Origin of the sequence: Variovorax sp. OK605, assembly GCF_900115445.1 — a bacterium.
Taxonomy (GTDB): Bacteria; Pseudomonadota; Gammaproteobacteria; order Burkholderiales; family Burkholderiaceae_C; genus Variovorax.
In genome coordinates this window covers 1-21,380 of record NZ_FOWL01000038.1, presented here as the reverse complement: position 1 = coordinate 21,380, position 21,380 = coordinate 1, and the positions used below count along the sequence as shown (strand labels likewise).

The window sequence follows — 21,380 nt, the reverse complement described above, 5'->3', positions numbered from 1 at the left end:
CAGGATGCGCAGGCGCACCGTGCCGCCGGTGAGTTTCTCCACCAGCGGCGAGACCGATTCGGCCATGGTGTTGACGGTGTTCGCGCCCATGGCGTCGCGCACGTCCACGATCAGGTGCATCACGATCATCGGGCCGCGCGGCGTGTCGGGGAACACGTGCACCTCGATGTCGCGGCAGCCGCCGCCCAGGCCGATCAGCACCTTGTCGCGGCTGTTGGCCACTTCCAGGATCTGGTCGCGCGCGCGCAGCAGCGCTTGGCGCGCGCCGTACGGGTCGGTCACGCCGAGCACCTGCACCTGGGCCCGCATGATCGGGCCGGTGCTGGAGGCGTCGAAGCCGCCGCCCTCGCGCGCCAGCTTGGCCATGAAGGAGGCGGCGGCCACGACCGAGGGCTCTTCCACCACCATCGGCACGAGGTACTCGCGCCCGTTCACCAGGAAGTTGCCGGCCACGCCGAACGGAAGTTCGAAGGTGCCGATGACGTTCTCGATCATGCCGTCGGCGCGCGCCAGCGGCAGTGCGCCGGGCGTCTTCAACAGCGCGGTTTCTTCAGGCGTCAGGCCGGTGACGGTGGCGACGTGGTCGAGGCGCTGGGCCGGCGTGAGCGCGCGGAAATTGGGGAGGCGGGAGTCTTGAACCATGGGCTGTCCTGAATGGATGAAATGAGTGAACGAATGAACGAATCAACGGAAGGCGGCTTCAGCGCGCCGTCGACCGTTCGCGCGACAGGAAGCGGCGCAGCCCTTCGCGGGCCTCGTCGCTGGTGAAGGCGCGCTGGCCGAGCACGGCCTCGCGGCGGAAGGCTTCGTCGAAGGGCAGGTGCCCGAGCGTGAGCGCCGCCTCCTTGATGACCGACACGGCCACCCGCCCCTTCTTCGCAATGCCGCGCGCGTAATCGAGCGCAACGGCCTCCAGCTGGCCGGGCGGCACCACGCGGTTGAGCAAGCCCATCTCCGCGAGCCGGCGCGCCGGAAAACGCTCGGCCGTGAGCATCAGCTCCATCGCCAGCGCATAGGGAATCTGGCGCACCAGCCGCACCAGCGTGCCGCCGGCCGGCGTGAAGCCCAGCGAGGCTTCAGGCAATGCGAAGACGGAAGTCTCCGAGGCCACGCGGATGTCGGCCGCCAGCATGATCTCGAAGCCGCCGCCCATGCACAGCCCGTTGATGGCGGCCACCACCGGCTTGTGGAAGCCGGGCTGCTTGATGTGGGCGCCGTCCCATTCCGAGATGTCGAAGCGCCCCTCGGCCAGCGCGGGAATCGACTCGCCCAGGTCGGCGCCGACGCAGAAGGCGCGCTCGCCGTTGCCGCCGAGCAGCACCACGCGCACGTTCGCGTCGTCGTTGGCGCGCACGAAGCACTGCGCGAGCTCGTCGTACATGGCGAGCGTCAGCGCGTTGAGCTTTTCGGGACGGTCGAAGCGCACATGCGCAATGCCCTCGCCGTCCACCGCGTAGGAGATTCCCATCAGATCACCCCCTCGGCCACGTAGCGGTCGTAGTCGGCCTCGGCGACGCGCAGCCAGCCCTTGAGCACGACCTCGTTGTGCTCGCCGAAACCGGGTGCGCTGCCGACCGCGCGCGCCGGCGTGGCCGACAGCTTCATCGGGCTGCCGAAGGCCTGCACCTGCGCGCCGTCGACCTGCGTCGGCACGAACATGTCGCGCGCCTTCAGGTGCGGGTCGGCCACCACTTCGGCGATGGTCTTGATCGGCGTCATGGGGATGGTGTCGCCGGCCATGGCCTCGAGCTCGGCCTTGGTGTGCCGCGCGCACCAGCCCTGCACGATGGGCTGCACGCGGCGCGCGTAGGTCGCGGGATCGAAGCGCTTTTCCATCGTGTCGATCTCGGGGTCGGCCACCAGCGACGGCTCGCCGAAGATGCGGCACGCCTCGCGCCAGAACTTGTCGGTGTAGGCGCCGAAGAAGACGAAGCCGTCCTTGCAGGCGTACTGGCCGTAGGGCCGCACGAACGGGTGGTCGTTGCCCAGCGGCTCGCCGACCACGCCGTCCACCGTGTAGTTGACGATGGCGTGCTCGGTCAGCGTGACCACCGCGTCTTGCTGCGCAACGTCGACCCACTGGCCTTCGCCGGTCTGGCGCGCATGGATCACCGCCGACAGCGCGGCAATGGCCGCATAGAACGAGGCCGACAGGTCGCCGATGATGGTGCCCACGCGCAGCGGCGGCGCGCCCTTCTCTCCGTTCAAGGACCACAGCCCGCCGGTGGCCTGCGCGCTGTTGTCGTAGGCCGGCCGGCGCGAGTTGGGGCCGGTCTGGCCGAAGCCGCTGATCGACACGTAGACCAGCCGCGGGTTGCACGGCTTCAGTGCCTCGTAGCCCAGGCCCATGCGCTCCATGGTGCCGGGGCGGAAGTTCTCCACCAGCAGGTCGGCCTTGCCCACCAGCTCGCGCAGCAAGGCACGGCCCTGCGCCGACTTGAGGTCCAGGCTCACGCCCAGCTTGTGGCGGTTGTACTGCGCGAAGAAGGCGCTGGCCTTGCCGGTGTCGCCCTGCACGAAGGGCGGGAAGGTGCGCACGTAGTCGGGCTCGGCCGGGTTCTCGACCTTGATGACGGTGGCGCCCAGGTCGGCCAGCATCATGGTGCAGTAGGGGCCGGCCACCACGCGGGTGACGTCGATCACCACCATGCCGCGCAGCGGTCCCTCGCCGAGCGGAAGCTGCATTGATTCAGTACTCACTTGTGTGTTCTCCGTTGGGATGCATGTCGTGCGTTCAGGCCGCGGCTGAAGTCGTCTCGGAGACGGCGCCGCGCTCGATGTACAAGGTGCGGCTCTGCACCGCGTCGAGCAGCGCCGCGTTCGATTCCGTCACCACCACGCACAGCTGCGGGTGCGACACCCGCAGCGCGCGCAGCGCGTCGCCGTACTGGCGCGCCAGGGCAGGCGCGAGCCCCTGGAAGGGTTCGTCGAGCAGCACGAAGCGCACGCCGACCATGAGCGCGCGCGCGAGCGCGACGATCTTTCCCTGGCCGCCGGACAGCGCCGCGCCGGAGCGCGAGAGCATCGGCTCGAGCTGCGGCACGCTGGCCAGCACGGCGTCGATGCGCCGGTCGATCTCGTGGCGCGGCAGCCGCAGCACCTCGCACGGCAGCGCGATGTTCTGCGCGACGCTCAGCGTCGGCAGGATCACGCGGTCTTCCGGCGCGTAGCCGAAGCCGGCCGCGGCGCGCCGCGACGCGGGGCTGCGCGTGATGTCCTGGCCGTCGAGCAGCAGCCGGCCCGCGCGCGGCGCCACCAGCCCCATGACGGCGCGCAGCAGCGTGGTCTTGCCCGCGCCGTTGCGACCGACCACGGCCACCGTCTGGCCCGGCGCGAGTTCGAGGTCGACACCGCGCAGGACCGAATGGCCCGCCAGGTCGATGTTCATGGATTCGATGCGCAGCATCAGCGTTCTCCCAGCACTTCGCGGCGCACCAGCGGGTCGGCGAACACCTGCGCGGGCGTGCCGTCGGCCGCGATGCGCCCGTCGATCCACGCGGCAACCCGCGTGGCGTAGCGGCGCACGATCTCGACGTCGTGCTCCACGAACCAGCTCGTGACCTGGCGCTGCTGCAGGGCGCGCATCAGCGTCTGCATCACGCCGTGCTTGTCTTCCGAAGACACGCCGCTGGTCGGCTCGTCCATGATCACCAGCTTGGGCTCCAGCATCAGCGCGATGCCCACGTCCAGCAGCTTGCGCCGGCCTTCGGGCAGCACGGTGGTGGGCGTGTCGGCATGGGCGCCGAGCTCGACCAGCTCGAGCATCTCGCTCACCGCGCGCTGGTCGGCCGCGCGCGACAACGGGGTCCAGCGCGACAGCAGGCCGCGGCGGCTCACGGAGGCCAGCTCCAGGCACTGCCGCACCGTGTGGTCGAGGAACAGCTGCGGCAGCTGGAACGAGCGGCCCACGCCCAGGCGCGCGATCTGCCGCGGCCCCTGGCGCGTGATGTCCAGGTTCTCGAACAGCACGCGGCCGCTGTCGGGCTTGATGTAGCCGGTGCAGATGTTGATGAAGGTGGTCTTGCCGGCGCCGTTGGCGCCGATCACCGCCAGGTGCTCGCCGCGCGCCAGCGAAAAGTCGATGCCGTCGGCGGCGGTGATGCCGCCGAAGCGCAGCGTCAGCGCCTCGGTGCGCAGCAGCTCGCCGGCTTGTGTCGATGCGTTCATCGGGCCTCCTGCGGCCGTTGCGTTCGCGGTGCGCGCCGGAGCCAGCCGACGATGCCCTGCGGCGCGAAGAAGATCACCACGATCAGCGTGGCACCGAGCAGGATCTGCCAGGCGTTGGTGAAGTAGGCGGCCGCCGCGAGCTTGATCAGCTCGAACACCGCCGCGCCAAGGAAGGCGCCCACGGCATGGCCCGAGCCGCCAAGGATGGCGATGAACACGTACTCGCCCGAGCGGATCCAGTAGCCGCTCTCGGGCGTGACCAGGCTCTGCACCAGCGCCAGCAGCGCACCGGCGAGCCCCACCAGTCCCGCCGACAGCACGTAGCCCTCGGCCAGCACCCGGCGTGCCGACAGGCCGATGTACTCCAGCCGTGTCTCGTTGGTGCGGATCGCCACCAGCACCTGGCCCGACGAAGAGTCGAAGTAGCGCTGCACCATCCACGTGACGGCCACGGCCAGCGACAGCGCGAGCAGCAGCATGGCCAGCTCGAACTGGCCGCGCTCCAGCGCCATGCCCAGCAGCGTGGGCCGCTCGAAGCGCAGGCCGTCGGTGCCGCCGGTCCATGCATAGAGCTTGCCGGCCAGCGAGAACAGCACCATCGAGAGGCCGAGGTTGAGCATGCCGAAGAAGATGCCGCGGTAGCGCGACACGAAGGCCGCGATCAGCGCGCCGCACACCAGGCTGGCGAGCACGCCCGCCGCAATCGCGAGCACGCCGTCGGCGCCCGGGAAGGCCCGCACGGTGAACGCGGTGGCATAGCCGCCGATGGCCGCGTACATGGCGTGGCCGAACGACACCTGCCCCGCGCGCATGAGCACCGTGAGGCCCAGCGCGGCCAGGCCGAAGCACAGGAAGGTGATGATCGGCATGCGCGACGAGGGCAAGGCCCAGCCGGCGCCCAGCAGCAGCAAGACCGCGAGCACCAGGGCCGCGAGAGAGATCGGTTTGCGCATCAGATCCTCCGCGCCGCGGTGACGGAGAAGAGCCCGTGCGGACGCACCAGCAGCACCGCCACCATCATCAGGTAGGGCATGACCACTTCGAGCTCGGGCAGCGTGTACACGGCCAGCGAGCGCGCCATGCCGATCAGCACGGCGGCCACCAGCGCGCCGGTGATCTGGCCGAGCCCGGCGGTGGCGATGACGGCGAACGAGGTCACGATCATCTCGGCGCCCAGGCCGGGCACGAACGACGTCATGGGCACCGACAGCGCACCGCCCAGTGCGCCGAGCGCTCCCGCGAGCGCGAAGGTCAAGGTGCCGACACGCGCCGCGTTGATGCCCAGCGCGGTCGCGACTTCGCGGTGGTGGATGACCGCCACGATCTGGCGGCCCGCCGTCGAATGGCGCAGCAGGAACTGCAGGCCCGCGTAGGCCAGCAGCGCCACGCCCGGAATGAACAGGAGCTGGTAGTTCATGAAGGTCACGCCCAGCAGCTCGGTGGTGCCGAGCCGCGTCGCGAGGTCGCCCGCGTTGACGGGCGTGGCGCCCCACACCATGCGCTGCACGTCCTCGAGCACCATGAAGGCCGCGAAGGTGACGAGCAGCTGCAGCACCGGGTCGCGGTCCTGGAAGTGGCGCAGCAGGCCGCGCTCCAGCAAGGCGCCCAGGCAGCCGCCGACCACCGCGGCCGCGACGAACAGCGAGCCCACCAGCACCAGCGTGGAAGAGGTGTGCGGCAGCAGCCACGCCAGCAGGCTGGCGGCGCTGTAGCCGCCGAAGGCATAGAGGCTGCCGTGCGCCACGTTGATGACGCCGAAGACGCCGCAGATCAGCGTCAGGCCCAGCGAGATGAGGAACAGCAGGCCGGCGTACGACAGGCCGTCGACGGTGGCAAGCAACAGGAGATTCAGATCCATGAACAGTCGGCGTCCCGTGTCTCTTGTCAGTCGCCCACGCGCCGGATCTGCGGGCTCTGGATGAGCGCGGGCTTGAGCGTCTTCACCCACTCGGCGGACTTCTGGCCCACGGGCGGCGTGAGGATCTCGGCCGGGTAGAACGAGAGCTGGCGCGCCACCGGGAACGGCTGCGACGCGTCCTTGGCCGTCACGCCGTAGAGCTGGCCCTGCAGGGCCTGGCCGTCTTCGCGCAGGCGGATCGGGCGCGAGAGGCCGCGGTACTCGAGCTTGCGCAAGGTGGCGGCGAGCTGGTCGGTGGTCGGCCACTGGCCCTTGTTGTCGGCGAGCGCCTGCTTGTAGGCGCCGGTGGCCGCCTTCAGCGCCTGCACCATGTGATAGACGGCGAAGTTGGGGTACGCGCCGGTGCGCTTCTTGAACTTCTGCACGAAGGCGCGCGCCTCGGGGTCGTTCGCGAATTCGGGGTCCGCAAAGTAGCCGTCGCCGACGAAGCCGACGATCACGCCCGGCGGCACCGCGTCGCCGAGCCGTTCGAGCGACGAGTCGGCCAGCGGCAGCACGAACTGCGACGACTTGAGCAGCCCGCGCTGCGAGGCCTGGCGCAGGAAGGTGTCGAGGTCACCGCCCCAGGCGGTGGACAGCACCACGTCGGGCCGCAGCGCCTGCAGCCGCGTGACTTCGGTGGAGAAGTCGGACGCGCCGAACTTGGGGAACAGCTCGGCCACGATCTTCACGTCGGGCTTGAGCGCGAGCAGCGTGTTGCGGAAGATCTCCCACGAGTCGCGGCCCCAGGCGTAGTCCTGGTTCACCACGGCGAGCGTCTTGAAGTCGGGCTTGGTCTTCAGCAGGTGCAGCACGGCGGCCACCATTTCCATGGTGCCGTTGGGGCCGGTGCGGAACACGTACTTGTAGCGGCGCTCTTCGAGCACCTTCTCGGTGGAGCATTCCCACAGGATGTTGATGACCTTGAGGTCTTCGGCCACCGGCGCCAACGCGTTGCAGTAGCCGCTGGAGATGGCCGACAGCATCAGCTTCTCGCCGGGCTCCTGCGCCAGGCGGCGGTACTCCGAGAGGAACTTGTCGGCGCCCTGCCCTTCGTCGATCCAGGTGGGGCTCAGCCTGGTGCCGTCGATGCCGCCGGCGGCGTTGAAGTCTTCGATCCACATGTCGGCCGCCGCCTTGGCGGGCGTGCCGAGCACCGAGGCCGGGCCGGTCATGAAGGTGCTCATGCCGAGCTTGATTTCGGCGGGGCGCTGAGGCTGGGATTGCGGCTGGGCCATGGCGACGGTGGCGGCTGTGGCGAGGGCGAACACGGCCGTCCCCCACGCCATGAGTGTGGCAAGCGATTTCACTGAGTTGTCTCCTGTGGTCTCTCACTGTTAATGTGCGAGTGCATGAATCATGTCGATCGCGTCCGCGATCTCCTATGGCGCATCCGCACACCAGATCGACTGCCTTATGGGCGATTCGCACATCAGCCAACCCACAGCGCGTTTTTTGTCAGGGTTTGCACTGAGTTTTACTGCCCGCAGGGCACACGTCGGGAGAGGTCTTTGACAACATCGGAATCGGTCGCGCGCCAGGGCCGCGCAACCCTGGGCGAGCAAGAGGCGCACACCGCCTCGCTGGTGCCCGCGGAACTCCAGTCGGAGCTGCTCGCCATGCTCCAGCGCAATGCCAGCGCGCGCGAGTTCGACGACATGCTGGCGCGCGTGGAGACCACGGTGCACGACCCGGCCCAGCGCTCGCTGCTGGCCGGCAGCATCCGCGCCGCGGTGGCGGTCTGCGAGCAGCAGACGCTGCAGCAGCGGCGCGAGCGCGGCCTGCTGGTGGTGCTGGAGAGCGCGCACGACCTCACGTCGATCCGCGACCTCGAGCTGGTGCTGCAGGCCATCGTGCGGCGCGCGCGGCAGATCTTCTCGGCCGACATCGGCTACCTCACCAACTTCGACCGCGTGCGCAACGACTTCTACATCCGCGCGACCGAGGGCGCGATTTCCGAGCGCTTCAAGAACGTGCGCGTGCCACCCGACCACGGCATCTGCGGCCATGTGCTCAAGCACAAGACGCCGTACCACAGCAGCGACTACCTGACCGACCACGGCTTCGCGCACGAGCAGGGCATCGACCTGGCGATCAAGGACGAGGGCGTGCAGTCGCTGCTGGGCGCGCCGCTGATGGTGGGCAACCACTGCATCGGCGTGCTGTGCATCTGCGACCGCCAGCCGCGCCGCCATGCGCCGTGGGAAGTCGCCATGCTCTCCACGCTGGCCGCGCAGGCCGCGGTGGCCATCGAGAACGCCCGGCTGTTCCAGGAGGCGCAGGTGGCGCTGCAGCGCGCCAGCGACGCCAACGCCTCGCTTCACCGGCAGGCCGAAGAGATCCAGACCGCCGCCGAGGCGCACGAGCAGATGACGCGGCTGGTGGCGCGCGGCTGCAGCGTGGTCGACATCCTGAACATGGTGGCGTCGATGCTCGGCGTGCACATCGTGCGGCTCGACGAGGCCGAGCAGCCGACGCAGCACGCGACGGTCGCGGCCGCACACCCGGCCGGCGACCTGGCCGGCGACCTGACCGGGCTGCTGGCCCTCACCGAGATCCAGGACCAGGTGCACGGCGCGCTGACCGAAGGCCGGCGCTCGGGCCGCTCGCACGCGGTCGACGGCCACACCGGCCGCCCCGAGCTCCACCTGCGCGTGGCGGCGCTGATGGGCGCCGACCGGCTGCTGGGCGCCATGGTCATGCTGTCGGACCGCGCGATGAGCGCCACCGAGATCCGCACCTTCGAGCGCGGCGCGCTGGTCGCGGGCGTGGTGCTGCTGTCGCAGGAGCGCAGCGAGCTGGTGGTGAGCGGAGAGTCGGCCGCGGCCATTCGCGCGCTGGTGAGCTGGCAGCAGGAATCGCTTGCGGCGCTGCAGCTGCGCACGCAGCCGCTGGGCCTGGACCTCAGCCTGGACCCGGGCCTGGCGCTGCGCATGGCCGTGCTCAGCGTGGAAGACCGGCACATCGAATACGCGCTGCGCCGCATGCGCCCGGCCGCGGCGCACGGCACGCTGCTGGAGGAATGCGAGGGCTTCATCGTCGCCATCTGCCCCGAGGCCGCCTTCGAGGCGCTGCAGTCGGCGGTGCAGGCCACGCTGCTGCCCGACGCGCGCCTGGGCGCCATCGGCGTGACCTCGGGCACGCTGACGCGGGTCGACGCCCTGCCCGACTGCTTTCGCGCGCTCAAGCGCGGCATCGACATCCTGCGCGCGCTGGGGCGCTCGCACGAGCTGCTGCCCGAGGCCACGCTGTCGATGTACTCGCTGCTGTTCGAGCAGCGCCGCGCCACGGACGTCACCGGCTTCATCGAGACGACCGTCGGCGCCCTGGTGCAGCACGACCAGCGCCGCGGCACCGACCTGGCCGGCACCCTGCTGGCCTACCTCGAGCACGCGCAGAACGCGAAGGCCACGGCCGACGCGCTGCAGATCCACGTGAACACCTTGCGCCAGCGGCTCGAGGCGATCGACAACCTGCTGAAGGACTGGCGCCTGGGCGGGCGCTTTCTCGAACTGCACGTGGCGCTGCGGATGCACATGCTGCGCAGGAAGGTGCATTCGCAGGCCCCGGGGGGCAGCGCGGCCACCGGCAGGTAGCGGCCGCGCCGGCGCTGGTCAGCGCCCCGAGATGCTGGCACCATGGGCGCCGCGCCGATGCGCGCAGGAGGGCCAAGCGCCATGACGATCGATACTTTGATCGACAAGCCGACGATTCTGGTGGTCGACGACACGCCGGACAACCTGACGCTGATGTCCACCCTGCTGCGCGACGAGTTCCGCGTCAAGGTGGCCAACAGCGGCGAGAAGGCGTTGCGCGTGCTCGAGGCGGCGCCGCTGCCCGACCTGGTGCTGCTCGACGTCATGATGCCGGGCATGAGCGGCTACGACGTGTGCATTGCGATCAAGGCCTCCGCGCGCACCGAGCGGGTGCCGGTGATCTTCCTCACGGCCCTGGACGGCCCCGAGGACGAGCGCATCGGCCTGGAGCTTGGCGCGGCCGACTACATCACCAAGCCGATCAAGCCCGCCATCTGCCTGCAGCGCGTGCGCAACCACCTGCAGCTCAAGGCCGCGGCGGACTTCCTGCACGACCGCAACGCCTACCTCGAAGAAGAGGTCTCGCGCCGCACGCGCGAGGTGGTCGCCGTGCAGGACGCAACCATCACGATGATGGCCTCGCTGGCCGAGACGCGCGACAGCGAGACCGGCAACCACATCCGGCGCACCCAGCTGTACGTGAAGGCGCTCGCGGAGCACCTGCGCGAGCATCCGCGCTTCGCGCATTACCTGTCGCCGCGCCAGATCGAGACGCTCTACAAGTCGGCGCCGCTGCATGACATCGGCAAGATCGGCATTCCCGACCGGATCCTGCTGAACCCCGGGCGCCTCACGCCCGAGGAGTTCGAGGTCATGAAGACCCACACCACCATCGGCCGCGACGCGATCGCCAGTGCGCAGGCATCGCTGGGGGTGACGGCGGAGTTTCTCGTGTGCGCGAAGGAGATTGCCTATGGCCACCAGGAGAAGTGGGACGGCAGCGGCTATCCGCAGGGGCTGAGCGGCGACGAGATCCCGATCTCCGCGCGGCTGATGGCGGTGGCGGACGTGTACGACGCGCTGATCAGCCGGCGCGTCTACAAGGAAGGCATGCCGCACGAGCGCGCCGTGCAGATCATTCATGACGGCCGCGGCGCGCATTTCGATCCGGACATGGTCGATGCCTTCCTTGCCATCGCCACGCGCTTTCGCGCGATCGCCGAGCAGCACCGCGACAGCGAGGCGGACCTTGCGGCCCAGACGGCGCAGCTCGAAGCGATCGCAGAGACCATCCGGATCTGAGCGGCATGCAAGCGCCGACCGGCGGATCGCTCGATGCCCGGCACATCGAGGCGCTGCAGCAGCGCTTCGAGCGCCGCTCGCTGACCTTCAAGCTCGTCGTATCGCTGCTGCCGCTGGCGGTGGCGGTGTTCGTGGTCGGCGCGTACGGGCTGTACGCGATGCGCTCCGCGTCCGAGCGGCTGGAGCGTGTCTACCAGATCGACCTGCAGGCCTCGATCGATGCGAAGGAAGGCCAGGTGCAGATGGCGCGCCTGGGCCGGGCGCTGCAGCAGCTCGCGCTCACGGCGGAGCGCACGGGCCAGCAGAAGGCCCTCGGCGAAATGGCCGATGCGGAATCGCGGCTTGCCGACGCCATGGCCGACCTGCGGCGGCGCACGCTCAGCACCGAGGGGCTCACCCGGCTGCACGAGTTCGACCGGCAGTACCTGCTTCACCGCCACCAGCTCGACGACCTGATGGTGCTGGTGCGCGAGGGCCGCTTCGTCGAGCTCGCGGAGGCGGCGCGGCGCGACGAACTGATCGCCACCGCGAACGCGGCCGCGGCCGAGCTCGAGGGCATCGCCACGCTGAAGCAGGCCGACGCGGCGCGCCTGGCGGCGCAGGCGCGCGACCACGCGCAGCGCGGCACGTGGACGATCGCCCTGCTCGTGCTGGTGACCACGCTGATCGGCATCGCGGCGGCCTGGCTCACCGCGCGCTCCATCCGGCGGCCGGCCACGCGGCTGCGCCGCCATGTCGAGTCGCTGGCCGCCGGGCATTTCGACGCGGTGGTTCCGTACACCGGCTACGGCAACGACGTCGGCGACCTGGCGCGCACGATCGACACGCTGCAGACCGGCGCGCGCGAGATCGCGTGGCAAAGCCGCGTGAAGAGCGAAGTCGCCGAGCTGTCGACCGCGCTGCAGACAGCCGGCGATCCGGCTGAACTGGGGCGGCGCTTCTTGTCCCGGGTGGCGCCGGCCATGGGCGCCGGGCGCGCGAGCTTCTACCTGGCCGACGACGATGCGGGCCGGCTGGACCTGCTCGTCGGCTATGCGCTCGACGCGGATGCGCCCGCCCCGGCCAGCATCGCCTTCGGCGCGGGCCTGGTCGGGCAATGCGCGCTGGAGCGCCGCATGCTGCGCATCGCGGACGCACCTGCTGGCTACGCCCGGCTCGGCTCCAGCCTTGGCGGTGCCGACGCGCGCACGCTGCTGCTGGTGCCGCTGCAGCGCGGCGACCGCCTGCTCGGCGTGCTGGAGTTCGCCGGCTTCGGCGCCTTCGACGAAGAAGCCCTGTCGCTGCTCGACGCGGCGCTGCCGACGCTCGCAATGAGCCTGGAGATCGCGCAGCGCAGCGCCAGCACGCGGCGCTTGCTGGAAGCCAGCAGCGAGCAGGCCTCGCGGCTGGAGGCGCAGGCCGCCGAGCTGGAGGCCCAGCGCCGGCGCCTGGAGGCCACCGAGGCCTGGTACCGCGGCATCATCGAGTCCGCGCCCGACGGCATGTTGGTGATCGATGCCGACGGACGCATCGCAATCGCCAACGCGCAGCTGGCGCGCATGTTCGGCTACCCGGACGGCTCGCTGGTAGGCCAGCGGGTCGAGGTTCTGGTGCCGGCGGCATCGCGGCCGGCCCATGCCGGGTTGCGCGCGGGCTACCTGCGCGACGGGCGGGCGCGCCAGATGGGCGGCGCCGGTGTCGAACTGCGCGGCCGCCGCGCCGACGGGAGCGAATTCGCGGTCGAGATCAGCCTGGCGCTGCTGCCCGCCTCGCCGGAGCGGGCGGGCTTCGTCTGCGCGTCGGTGCGCGACATCACCGAGCGGCGGCGCACCGAGGCGGCGCTGGCCGAGCAGCGCACCGCCCTGCAGAACATCCTGGAGCGCAGCCCCGTCGCGATCGCGTTCACCACCGCCGGCGAGTTCCGCTACGCGAACCCCGAATTTAAGCAGGCGTTCGGCCTGCACGAAGGCGACGACGGCGGCGCCCTGTACGCCGACCGCACCGAACGCGACACCCTGGTCGAACGCATCGCCGCCGAAGGCTTCGTGCACGACGTCGAGCTGCGCCTGCGCGCGGCGGGCGGTGCGTTGCGCGACTATCTCGCCACGTTCATGCGCATGACCCACGAGGGCCGCGACGGCACGATGGGCTGGCTGGTCGACATCACCGAGCGCAAGGTGGCCGAGACCTCGATGCGCCAGGCCAAGGAGATCGCCGAGGAGGCGACCCGCGCGAAGAGCGACTTCCTGGCCAACATGAGCCACGAGATCCGCACGCCGATGAACGCGATCATCGGCATGTCGCACCTCGCGCTGCAGACCGAGATGGAACCGCGCCAGCACCACTACGTGGAGCAGGTGCACCGCGCGGCGGAGAACCTGCTGGGCATCATCAACGACATCCTCGACTTCTCGAAGATCGAGGCCGGCAAGCTCGAGCTCGAACGCACCGACTTCCGGCTCGAGGACGTGATGGACAACCTCGCGAACATGGTCGGCATGAAGGCCGAGGAGAAGGCGCTGGAGCTGCTGTTCGCGGTCGATGCCGACGTGCCGGGCGCACTGGTGGGCGACCCGCTGCGGCTCGGCCAGGTGCTGGTGAACCTCGGCAACAACGCGGTGAAGTTCACCGAGCGCGGCGAGGTGGTGGTGGCGGTGCGCGTGACCGCACGCGAGGCCGACACCGTCGACCTGCACTTCGCAGTGCGCGACACCGGGATCGGCATCGACGCCGAGCACCGCGACCAGCTGTTCCAGTCGTTCAGCCAGGCCGACAGCTCCATCACGCGCCGCTACGGCGGCACCGGCCTGGGCCTGGCGATCTGCAAGGACCTGGTCGCGCTGATGGACGGGCGCATCTGGGTCGACAGCACGCCGGGCGCCGGTTCGGTCTTCCAGTTCCATGCCCGCTTCGGCGTCCAGCCCCGGCCGGCGCCGCGCCAGGCGGTGCTGCGCGAGGCGCTGCGCGGCGTGCACGTTCTCGTGGTGGACGACAACGTCGCCGCGCGCGAGATTCTTGCCGCCATGGCCAAGCAGCACGGCCTGGTGGCCGACGTGGCCCGCGACGGCGAGCAGGCGCTGGAGCTGGCCCAGTCGGGCCAGCAGCGCGGCGTGCCCTACGACGTGGTGCTGATGGACTGGAAGATGCCGGTGATGGACGGCGTGGAGACGGCCGCGCGCCTGCACGAGCGGCTGCAGCCCGACATGCCGTCGGTCATCATGGTCACCGCCTTCGGCCGCGACGAGGCGCTGGTGGCCGCCGAGCGGCGCCGCGTGCAGCTCAAGTCGGTGCTGACCAAGCCGGTGACGGCCGCGGGCCTGCTGCGTGCCATTGCCGAGGCGCTGGGCCACGGCGTCCCGCTCGACGAGGCGTCGGCGCAGCCCGGGCGCGACTACGAAGGCGCGCTTGTTGCGCTGCGCGGCGCGCGGGTGCTGCTGGTGGAAGACAACGACATGAACCAGGAGCTGGCCGGCGAGCTGCTGCGGCGCTGCGGCATCGCGTTCGAGGTGGCGGCCAACGGCCGGGAGGCGCTCGGCCTGCTGGCCCGCGACGACCGCTTCGACGGCGTGCTGATGGACTGCCAGATGCCCGTGATGGACGGCTACGCGGCAACGCGGGCGATCCGCGCCAACCCGCGCTGGGCGCGGTTGCCCGTGATCGCGATGACCGCGAACGTGATGGCCGGCGCGGGCGAGCGCGAACGCGCCGCCGGCATGGACGACCGCATCGCCAAGCCGCTGAACGTGCAGTCGATGTTCGTCACGATGGCGCGCTGGATCCGGCCGCAGGGCGGCCTGGCGGCGCTGCCCGGCATCGACCCGGACGCAGGGCTCGCCACCAGCGGCGGCGACCCCGACCTGTACCGGCGGCTGCTGCGGCGCTTTGCCGCCGGCCAGGCGGATTTCGGCGCGCGTTTTCGCGCCGCGCTGCAGGCAGCGGACCGGGAGGCGGCCACGCGCACCGCCCACACCTTGAAGGGAACCGCGGGCAACATCGGCGCGCGGCAGGTGCAGGCCGCCGCCGGCTCGCTCGAGCAGGCCTGCCTGGAGGGACAGGACGCCGTTGCGCTTGCGCCCCTGCTGCACGCGGCCGAGCAGGCGCTGGCCGGCGTGCTCGCCGGCCTGGTGGCCGTCGGCGATGCGGTGGAGGCGGCGCGGCCCGAAACAACGGACCGGACGGACCACACGGACCCGACGGATCGGACGCTGGCGCCGGAACTGGCGACGCGGCTGAGGCAGCTGCGCGCGCTGCTGGAGGCCGACGACGGCTCGGCCGCCGACCTGGCCGAGCCGCTCGCTGCGCAGGCGCGCGGCACGCCGTGGGAGCCTGCGCTGCAACGCGCCGCGCGGGCCATTGCGGCATTCGACTTCGACGCGGCACTGGCCGCGCTCGCTGAAATCGGCGACCTCCAGGCGGCCTCCTGATGCAAGCCAGCCGCGCCGCGCAGCCGGTGGCGGCAATGCTCGGGTTTTCCCTAGTCTCACGGCCTGTCGATTGTCAGCAGGCTCGTTCGACGTACCCATAGAGGGTCTTCCTCTGCACTTCAGGAGATAAAGCCATGGCCACCAACACCGTCCGCCTGCACCGCGTCCTGCGCGCCCCATCGGACCGTATCTACCGTGCGTTCGTCGAGCCCGGCGCGTTCGAGCGCTGGCTGCCGCCGTTCGGCTTCACCGGCAAGGTCCACGCCATGGAGCCCGTGGTCGGCGGCGCCTGGCGCATGTCGTTCACCAACTTCGGCAGCGGCCACGGCCACTCGTTCGGCGGGAAGTACCTGGAACTGGTCCCCGGCCAGCGCGTTGCCTACGACGCGACCTTCGACGACGCCAACCTTCCGGGCACCATGAAGACCACCGTGACGCTGACCGCCGTGTCCTGCGGCACGGAAGTGTCCATCGTGCAGGAAGGCATCCCCGAGATGATTCCGACCGAGATGTGCTACCTGGGCTGGCAGGAGTCGCTGGTCGCGCTGGCCCAGCTGGTCGAGCCGAACATTCCGGGCTGAGGGCCCGCTGCCCGGCGGCCGGGCCTCAGACGCCGGTGAGTTCGCTGGTCTCGGGAAGGTAGCCGCCCAGGAGCGCGGCGGCTTCCTGCAGGAACGCGAACTCTTCGTCGCCGAGCGACTGCGGCACCATGTCCAGGTGGCAGAAGGTGCCGTACAGCCCGCCCTGCGGGTTCGTCACGGGCAGGCCGCAATAACTCTGGACGTTGGCCTGGTGAATGTGGCCGTCGAGCCGGCTGTCCTGCGGCGAACAGGCCGTGCTGAACACGCCTTCGCCGACCGTGTAGCGGCAGAAGCTGTCGTCGAACGGCACCTTGTTGAACAGGGCCGGCACCGGTTCGCCGAGCTTGTCGACCACGACCATGCCGTAGAAGGCGTCGCCGTCGAACTTGTAGACGATGGTGTAGCGGTGAGGCACGCGCCGGTTGAGGAATTCGAGACCGGCCCGAAGGCCGGTACTCTGGAGAATGAGCTGCAGTTGAGCGAGCGGTGACGGATTCATGGCGAAAGAGTGTGACAGACCGCTGCGGCGAACGCGCACGGGCGTCCAGCCGCAGCGAAGCCGACCAGGCTCCCGCGCGCCGCAAGATCGCTCTTTGCGCTCGACTATTCCGGTGCCGCCTGTATCACCTGTACCGCCAGTGCCTGCGCTTCCTGCTGCAGGCCCTGCGGCGCGTCGGCCGGCGCTGCCGGCTCCAGCTCGCCCCGGTGGCTCTTGAGCGCGATGCCCTTCACGAGGTGGCGGGGTATGTGGTGCGTCTTCAGCAACCGCGCCAGCGTCTCGCTGCGTGCTGGCTCGGCTGCCGGTAGAAACATGTGCAATGAGCTCATGGTGTCGTCCCGTGAACGCCAGGAAGAAGGGGGCCGGCCTGTGTCGGCCTTGGTGCGAAGCCGCTGGCCTGCGGGGGACCTCTGGCGGGGTCCGCCTGGCATTATGGGCGCCTGAACCGCGCCGTGGGCACAGCCACGCTGCCCGCATGGGTTCGGCGATTGCACGAACGACGGCATGCCCGCGCGACACGCGCGGGCCATCGCTGCCCCGCCGGGAAACTCGCTTGCGTCGGCCCGGTCAATCCCGTACGCTGGCCGGGCGCCCGCGCAGCACCGAGCCCTTGCAGGCCGCCGGGCGCCTGCATGGCGGACGCCAAGGAGTCCATGCCATGCCAAGCCGATCGAACGGCCTTGCGGCCGAAATGGAAGCGGTGCGAACACTGGCACTCGTCGGTGCCGCCGCCGCCGGCAAGACCTCCCTCGCCGAGACCCTGCTGCATGCGGCAGGCGCCATCGGTACCCGCGGCAGCATCGAACGCGGCAGCACCGTCAGCGACCACGACCCGCTCGAGCGCCGCCTGCAGCATTCGCTCAATGCATCGCTGATGCACCTCGAGCACAGCGGCACGCGGATCCACCTGATCGACACCCCCGGCGGCGCCGATCTGCTGGGCCAGAGCCTGCCCGCGCTGGAGGCGGTGGAAACCGCCGCCATCGTGGTCAACGCCAACGCCGGCATCGAGCCGATGACGCTGCGCATGATGGACTACGCAGCGTCGCGCCATCTCACGCGAATCATCGTGGTCAACAAGATCGACGATGCCGGTGTCGACCTGGCCGCCCTGCTGGCCGACATCCAGGCCGCCTGCGGCCGCGAATGCCTGCCGCTGAACCTGCCCGCGGACGGCGGCACTCGCGTGGTGGACTGCTTCTACAACCGCGAAGGCCAGTCCGACATAGGCAACGTCGACGCGGCGCACCGCGCGCTGGTCGAGCAGGTGGTCGAGGTCGATGCGGCCTTCGTCGAGCGCTACCTGGCCGACGGCGACGTCGACCCCGGCGAGTTGCATGCGCCGCTCGAACAGGCGCTGCGCGAGGGCCACCTGATTCCGGTCTGCTTCGTCTCGGCGCGCAGCGGCGCCGGCGTGGCCGAGCTGCTCGACGTGATCGTCAAGCTGCTGCCCAACCCGACAGAGGCCAACCCGCCGGACTTTCTGGTCGGCGAGGGCGCGGACGCCAAGCCGATGCAGGCCCGGCCCGATCCGTCGCTGCACGTGCTGGCGCACGTGTTCAGGGTCACGAGCGACCCCTATGTCGGCAAGCTCGGCATCTTTCGCGTGCACCAGGGCACGGTCGTGTGCGGCAGCCAGCTCTACATCGGCGACGGCCGCAAGCCTTTCAAGGTGAGCCACCTGTTCAGGCTGCAGGGCAAGGACCACGTCGAGGTGTCGCGCGCCGTGCCCGGCGACATCGTGGCGGTTGCCAAGATCGAGGAGATCCATTTCGACGCCGTGCTGCACGACGCGGCCGAGGACGACCACGTTCATCTCGCGCCGCTGGCGTTTCCGGTGCCGGTGCACGGCCTGGCCGTGGAGCCCGCGCGCCACGGCGACGAGCAACGCGCCTGGGAGATCCTGGGCAAGCTCACGGCCGAGGACCCGTGCCTGCGCATCGAGCATGTGGCCGCCACCAACGAGACGGTGCTGTACGGCCTGGGCGAGCTTCACCTGCGCATCGTGCTCGACCGCTTGCGCGAGGTCTACCGCTTCGAGGTCCAGACGCGGCCGCCGCGCGTCGCCTACCGCGAGACCGTGCTCGCGTCGGCCCAGGGCCACCACCGCCACAAGAAGCAGACCGGCGGCTCCGGCCAGTTCGGCGAGGTCTTTCTGCGCATCGAGCCGCTGGCGCGCGGTGCCGGCTTCCAGTTCGCCGACGAGGTCAGGGGCGGCGCCATTCCGGGCCAGTTCATTCCGGCGGTCGAGAAGGGCGTGCGCGAGGCGCTGGCGAGCGGCGTGATCGCAGGCTACCCGGTGGTCGACGTGCGCGTGGTGGTGTACGACGGCAAGCACCACAGCGTCGACAGCAAGGACATCGCCTTCGCGACCGCGGGCCGCAAGGCCTTCATGGCGGCGATCCGCGAAGGCCGGCCGGTCGTGCTCGAGCCGATCGTGCAGATCGAGATCGTCATGCCCGACAGTTCCGTCGGCGACGTCACGGGCGACCTGTCGTCGCGCCGCGGGCTGGTCACCGGCACGTCGGCCATGGGCGCCGGCACCGCGGCAGTGCACGGCCAGGTGCCGATGGCCGAGCTGGCCAGCTACCAGTCGCGGCTCAACGCGATGACCAGCGGCCAGGGCCGCTACACCATCGCGCTGTCGCACTACGACGCGGTGCCCGCCCCCATCCAGCAGACGCTGATGGGGCAGCACCGGGTTCGTGAAGAGGACTGACGAAGCGGCAAGAGGCGGGGTGCTGCGCGGCTCGCTGAATCGGGACATGCGACGCGGGTTGGCGCGATGCCGGAGGGCATCGGCCTGATGCAGACCATGGGCAGACCATGGGCAGACCATGGGCAGACCATGGGCCGACCATGGGCCGAGCCGGCATTACAGTTCAGGAATCCCCTGCGCCCCGCCCTTTCCGGATGCATTTCCCATGCCCTGCTATTTCGTCCTTCGCAGCCCTTACCTGCCCTCCAACCGATGGGTCAAGAAGCTGGATGCAGCGTCCCCGCTCGCCTGGTTCCAGGATGTTTGGACGCGACTTCAGGCGGACGCGTCGCTCACGTGCAGCGACGTGTTGGGCATCGCGCACGTCTACGGCTTCGAAGGCTTCGCCGAGAAGGTGCGCAGCGGCGCGCTTCCCGCACCCGTGAACGACGACGAGTTGCAGCAGTCGCTGTCCAGCAACTGGTATTCCAACAACGTCGAGACGCGAGCCGGCATGGTGCTCATCGAAACCGATGACGACGAGGTCGAGCTCGCGTTCTGGTGGATGAGCGAAGCCGTGCTGTCGCGCCACGCCGGCCCGTTCTCGATCTACACGGTCGACTGTCTGCCGGATGGCGTGTCGAACGGCGATTTCGCCGCCGAGACGCAGACGGTGCCTGTCGGCGGCGGGGGTGGAGAAGGCGCTGTCTATGCGGCGTTCAATACCGTGTGGGATGGCGCGAATCTGTCAGACCTGCCGGGGCCCGTCGAGATCGCGGGCGTCCGCTTGCCCGGGTTGGTCGCGTGGCTGGCGGGCGTCTCCCCCGATGTCGACCATCCGCTCGAGCTCGACTGGCTCGCGCTCGTCGCTCGCAGCCACCCCGACTTGAATGCCGCTTCGTTGCTCCGCCGCCTGGCGGAGGTGTCGCCCGAAACAGCGGCCGACAACGACGAGGGCATTCATGCAGGAAGTCTCTCGGCGCATGACCTGCACGAAAACGTCAAGTGGTTCCACACGCGGGAGCGGCAACCCGCGAGCGTTCGAGGCGGCGAGCACCATGTCGAGTTGCGACTCGACGACGGATTCAACCACCATGTGTGGATACTCTTCGACGACCTCTGGGCATCGTCGCACCCGGAGCTGGCACGCTCGATCCTGCGGTTCGCCGGGCCGCCCGGCGTGGCGTTCTAGTTGCAGGGGGCGGCGGCGTACGCGGACGATCGCTCCGCCTTTGACGAGGTGATGGCGCTTCGAGCTGCGGGCTAGCCTGCGGCTGTCGGCCAGGAGCGGCGTTCAGTGCCGAGCCTTCAGTTGACTACTGAATCGCCATTCCGATCAGCTTCTCGAGCTCTTCGCGGCTCAGGCCGTCGACCAGATCGACGAGCTTCAGGCCCTGCGGCGTGCACTCGAGCGTGGCCAGGTCGGAGTACACGCGCTTGACGCAGGCAATGCCGGTCAGCGGGTAGGTGCACTCTTTCACCAGCTTGCTCGCGCCCTGCTTGGTCAGCAGGTCCATCATGACCCACGTCTGCTTGGCGCCGATGGCGAGGTCCATGGCACCGCCGACGGCGGGAATGGCGTCTTTCTCGCCGGTGTGCCAGTTGGCCAGGTCGCCGGTGGCCGACACCTGGAACGCGCCGAGCACGCAGATGTCGAGGTGGCCGCCGCGCATCATCGCGAAGCTGTCGGCATGGTGGAAGAACGAGCCGCCCGGCAGCAGCGTGACGGGCTGCTTGCCGGCGTTGATGAGGTCGTAGTCCTCTTCGCCGGCCTCGGGCGCGGGGCCCATGCCGAGGATGCCGTTCTCGCTCTGCAGGATGACCTCGCGGCCCTTGGGCAGGTGGTTGGCCACCAGCGTGGGCTGGCCGATGCCGAGGTTGACGACGGCGCCGTCGAAGATGTCTTGTGCGACTCGGGCTGCCAGTTGGTCTTTGGTGCGACGTGTGTATGTAGGCGTGGTGGCCATGGTCATGCTGCCTTCTTGAAACCGCCGGCCTGGGTGGCCACGCGTTCGATGCGCACCACCTGGTGCACGAAGATGCCCGGGGTCACGATGGTCTCGGGGTCGAGGGTGCCGAGCTCGGCAATGTCGTGCACCGTGGCCACCGTCTTCTTCGACGCCATGGCCATCACCGGGCCGAAGTTGCGCGCGGCCTTGCGGTAGACCAGGTTGCCCCAGCGGTCGCCGCGCTCGGCCTTGATGAGCGCCACGTCGCCGTGGATGGGGTACTCCAGCACGTACTGCTTGCCGTCGATCTCGCGGGTTTCGCGGTTGCCTGCGAGCTGCGTGCCGTAG

The 21,380-nt window shown here is 70.0% G+C and carries 17 protein-coding genes and 1 pseudogene; 6 read left to right on the top strand and 12 right to left on the bottom strand.

The window, feature by feature from the left end:
• From BM013_RS40270 to BM013_RS40235, 8 genes and pseudogenes are all read right to left on the bottom strand, one after another.
• Nucleotides 1-642: pseudogene (locus BM013_RS40270) on the bottom strand (3-hydroxy-3-methylglutaryl-CoA reductase); the annotation flags it as partial.
• A gap of 58 nt (nucleotides 643-700) precedes the next feature.
• The gene (locus BM013_RS40265) at nucleotides 701-1,468 is read right to left on the bottom strand and encodes an enoyl-CoA hydratase/isomerase family protein (protein ID WP_093136402.1); all 768 of its coding nucleotides are present in this window, start codon (nucleotides 1,466-1,468) and stop codon (nucleotides 701-703) included.
• The gene (locus tag BM013_RS40260; RefSeq protein WP_256220304.1) at nucleotides 1,468-2,700 is read right to left on the bottom strand and encodes a CaiB/BaiF CoA transferase family protein; all 1,233 of its coding nucleotides are present in this window, start codon (nucleotides 2,698-2,700) and stop codon (nucleotides 1,468-1,470) included. The genes BM013_RS40265 and BM013_RS40260 overlap by 1 nt, the downstream gene beginning before the upstream one ends.
• Before the next feature lie 34 nt (nucleotides 2,701-2,734).
• Entirely contained in the window at nucleotides 2,735-3,406 is a 672-nt protein-coding gene (locus BM013_RS40255) for an ABC transporter ATP-binding protein (protein WP_093136396.1), read from the bottom strand.
• Nucleotides 3,406-4,167 (bottom strand): ABC transporter ATP-binding protein, encoded by a 762-nt coding sequence (locus BM013_RS40250; protein ID WP_093136393.1) that lies wholly within the window; start codon nucleotides 4,165-4,167, stop codon nucleotides 3,406-3,408. Before BM013_RS40250 ends, BM013_RS40255 begins: the two co-directional genes overlap by 1 nt.
• Entirely contained in the window at nucleotides 4,164-5,120 is a 957-nt protein-coding gene (locus BM013_RS40245; protein ID WP_093136390.1) for a branched-chain amino acid ABC transporter permease, read from the bottom strand. The genes BM013_RS40250 and BM013_RS40245 overlap by 4 nt, the downstream gene beginning before the upstream one ends.
• On the bottom strand, nucleotides 5,120-6,025 hold the full coding sequence (locus tag BM013_RS40240) for a branched-chain amino acid ABC transporter permease (protein ID WP_093136388.1): 906 nt from the start codon (nucleotides 6,023-6,025) through the stop codon (nucleotides 5,120-5,122). Before BM013_RS40240 ends, BM013_RS40245 begins: the two co-directional genes overlap by 1 nt.
• A 26-nt stretch (nucleotides 6,026-6,051) precedes the next feature.
• On the bottom strand, nucleotides 6,052-7,374 hold the full coding sequence (locus tag BM013_RS40235; protein ID WP_093136385.1) for an ABC transporter substrate-binding protein: 1,323 nt from the start codon (nucleotides 7,372-7,374) through the stop codon (nucleotides 6,052-6,054).
• Nucleotides 7,375-7,575: 201 nt separating this feature from the next.
• On the opposite strand from BM013_RS40235, the gene BM013_RS40230 reads away from it, so the two are divergent.
• The 4 genes from BM013_RS40230 to BM013_RS40215 all read left to right on the top strand — a co-directional run bounded on the left by BM013_RS40230 (nucleotide 7,576) and on the right by BM013_RS40215 (nucleotide 15,886).
• On the top strand, nucleotides 7,576-9,660 hold the full coding sequence (locus tag BM013_RS40230) for a helix-turn-helix domain-containing protein (protein WP_177225721.1): 2,085 nt from the start codon (nucleotides 7,576-7,578) through the stop codon (nucleotides 9,658-9,660).
• An 81-nt stretch (nucleotides 9,661-9,741) separates the two neighbouring features.
• Nucleotides 9,742-10,902 carry an HD-GYP domain-containing protein gene (locus BM013_RS42175; protein ID WP_093136380.1) on the top strand — a complete coding sequence of 387 codons (1,161 nt, stop codon included), beginning with the start codon at nucleotides 9,742-9,744 and terminating at the stop codon, nucleotides 10,900-10,902.
• A 5-nt stretch (nucleotides 10,903-10,907) separates the two neighbouring features.
• Nucleotides 10,908-15,305: a response regulator gene (locus tag BM013_RS40220; RefSeq protein ID WP_093136378.1), complete on the top strand. Its 4,398-nt coding sequence runs from the start codon at nucleotides 10,908-10,910 to the stop codon at nucleotides 15,303-15,305.
• 134 nt (nucleotides 15,306-15,439) lie between these two features.
• Nucleotides 15,440-15,886 (top strand): SRPBCC family protein, encoded by a 447-nt coding sequence (locus BM013_RS40215; RefSeq protein ID WP_093136375.1) that lies wholly within the window; start codon nucleotides 15,440-15,442, stop codon nucleotides 15,884-15,886.
• A 25-nt stretch (nucleotides 15,887-15,911) separates the two neighbouring features.
• On the opposite strand, the gene BM013_RS41605 is transcribed toward BM013_RS40215, so the two are convergent.
• Both BM013_RS41605 and BM013_RS41600 read right to left on the bottom strand, forming a co-directional pair.
• Nucleotides 15,912-16,385, bottom strand: a complete 474-nt coding sequence (locus BM013_RS41605) for a GAF domain-containing protein (RefSeq protein WP_177225720.1) — start codon at nucleotides 16,383-16,385, stop codon at nucleotides 15,912-15,914.
• A gap of 104 nt (nucleotides 16,386-16,489) precedes the next feature.
• On the bottom strand, nucleotides 16,490-16,714 hold the full coding sequence (locus BM013_RS41600; RefSeq protein WP_093136370.1) for a hypothetical protein: 225 nt from the start codon (nucleotides 16,712-16,714) through the stop codon (nucleotides 16,490-16,492).
• Nucleotides 16,715-17,043: 329 nt separating this feature from the next.
• Here BM013_RS41600 and fusA point away from each other — a divergent pair, with 329 nt between their 5' ends.
• Both fusA and BM013_RS40195 read left to right on the top strand, forming a co-directional pair.
• Nucleotides 17,044-19,104, top strand: a complete 2,061-nt coding sequence (gene fusA, locus BM013_RS40200) for an elongation factor G (RefSeq protein WP_093136367.1) — start codon at nucleotides 17,044-17,046, stop codon at nucleotides 19,102-19,104.
• Between the two features lie 205 nt (nucleotides 19,105-19,309).
• A complete protein-coding gene (locus BM013_RS40195; RefSeq protein ID WP_143098530.1) occupies nucleotides 19,310-20,275 on the top strand; it encodes a hypothetical protein in 966 nt (321 codons plus the stop codon).
• 124 nt (nucleotides 20,276-20,399) lie between these two features.
• Here BM013_RS40195 and BM013_RS40190 read toward each other — a convergent pair whose 3' ends face one another.
• A complete protein-coding gene (locus tag BM013_RS40190) occupies nucleotides 20,400-21,056 on the bottom strand; it encodes a 3-oxoacid CoA-transferase subunit B (protein ID WP_093136361.1) in 657 nt (218 codons plus the stop codon).
• On the bottom strand, nucleotides 21,053-21,380 hold a 328-nt coding region (locus BM013_RS40185), incomplete at its 5' end, for a 3-oxoacid CoA-transferase subunit A (RefSeq protein WP_143098529.1). The genes BM013_RS40190 and BM013_RS40185, both read right to left, overlap by 4 nt.

Coding starts and splice junctions, on each gene's coding strand:
- BM013_RS40220 (WP_093136378.1), top strand. CDS start 10,908: ATGCAAGCGCCGACCGGCGGATCGCTCGATGCCCGGCACATCGAGGCG.
- BM013_RS40215 (WP_093136375.1), top strand. CDS start 15,440: ATGGCCACCAACACCGTCCGCCTGCACCGCGTCCTGCGCGCCCCATCG.
- BM013_RS40250 (WP_093136393.1), bottom strand. CDS start 4,167: ATGAACGCATCGACACAAGCCGGCGAGCTGCTGCGCACCGAGGCGCTG.
- BM013_RS40190 (WP_093136361.1), bottom strand. CDS start 21,056: ATGACCATGGCCACCACGCCTACATACACACGTCGCACCAAAGACCAA.
- fusA (WP_093136367.1), top strand. CDS start 17,044: ATGCCAAGCCGATCGAACGGCCTTGCGGCCGAAATGGAAGCGGTGCGA.
- BM013_RS42175 (WP_093136380.1), top strand. CDS start 9,742: ATGACGATCGATACTTTGATCGACAAGCCGACGATTCTGGTGGTCGAC.
- BM013_RS41600 (WP_093136370.1), bottom strand. CDS start 16,714: ATGAGCTCATTGCACATGTTTCTACCGGCAGCCGAGCCAGCACGCAGC.
- BM013_RS40255 (WP_093136396.1), bottom strand. CDS start 3,406: ATGCTGCGCATCGAATCCATGAACATCGACCTGGCGGGCCATTCGGTC.
- BM013_RS40245 (WP_093136390.1), bottom strand. CDS start 5,120: ATGCGCAAACCGATCTCTCTCGCGGCCCTGGTGCTCGCGGTCTTGCTG.
- BM013_RS40265 (WP_093136402.1), bottom strand. CDS start 1,468: ATGGGAATCTCCTACGCGGTGGACGGCGAGGGCATTGCGCATGTGCGC.
- BM013_RS41605 (WP_177225720.1), bottom strand. CDS start 16,385: ATGAATCCGTCACCGCTCGCTCAACTGCAGCTCATTCTCCAGAGTACC.
- BM013_RS40195 (WP_143098530.1), top strand. CDS start 19,310: ATGCCCTGCTATTTCGTCCTTCGCAGCCCTTACCTGCCCTCCAACCGA.
- BM013_RS40240 (WP_093136388.1), bottom strand. CDS start 6,025: ATGGATCTGAATCTCCTGTTGCTTGCCACCGTCGACGGCCTGTCGTAC.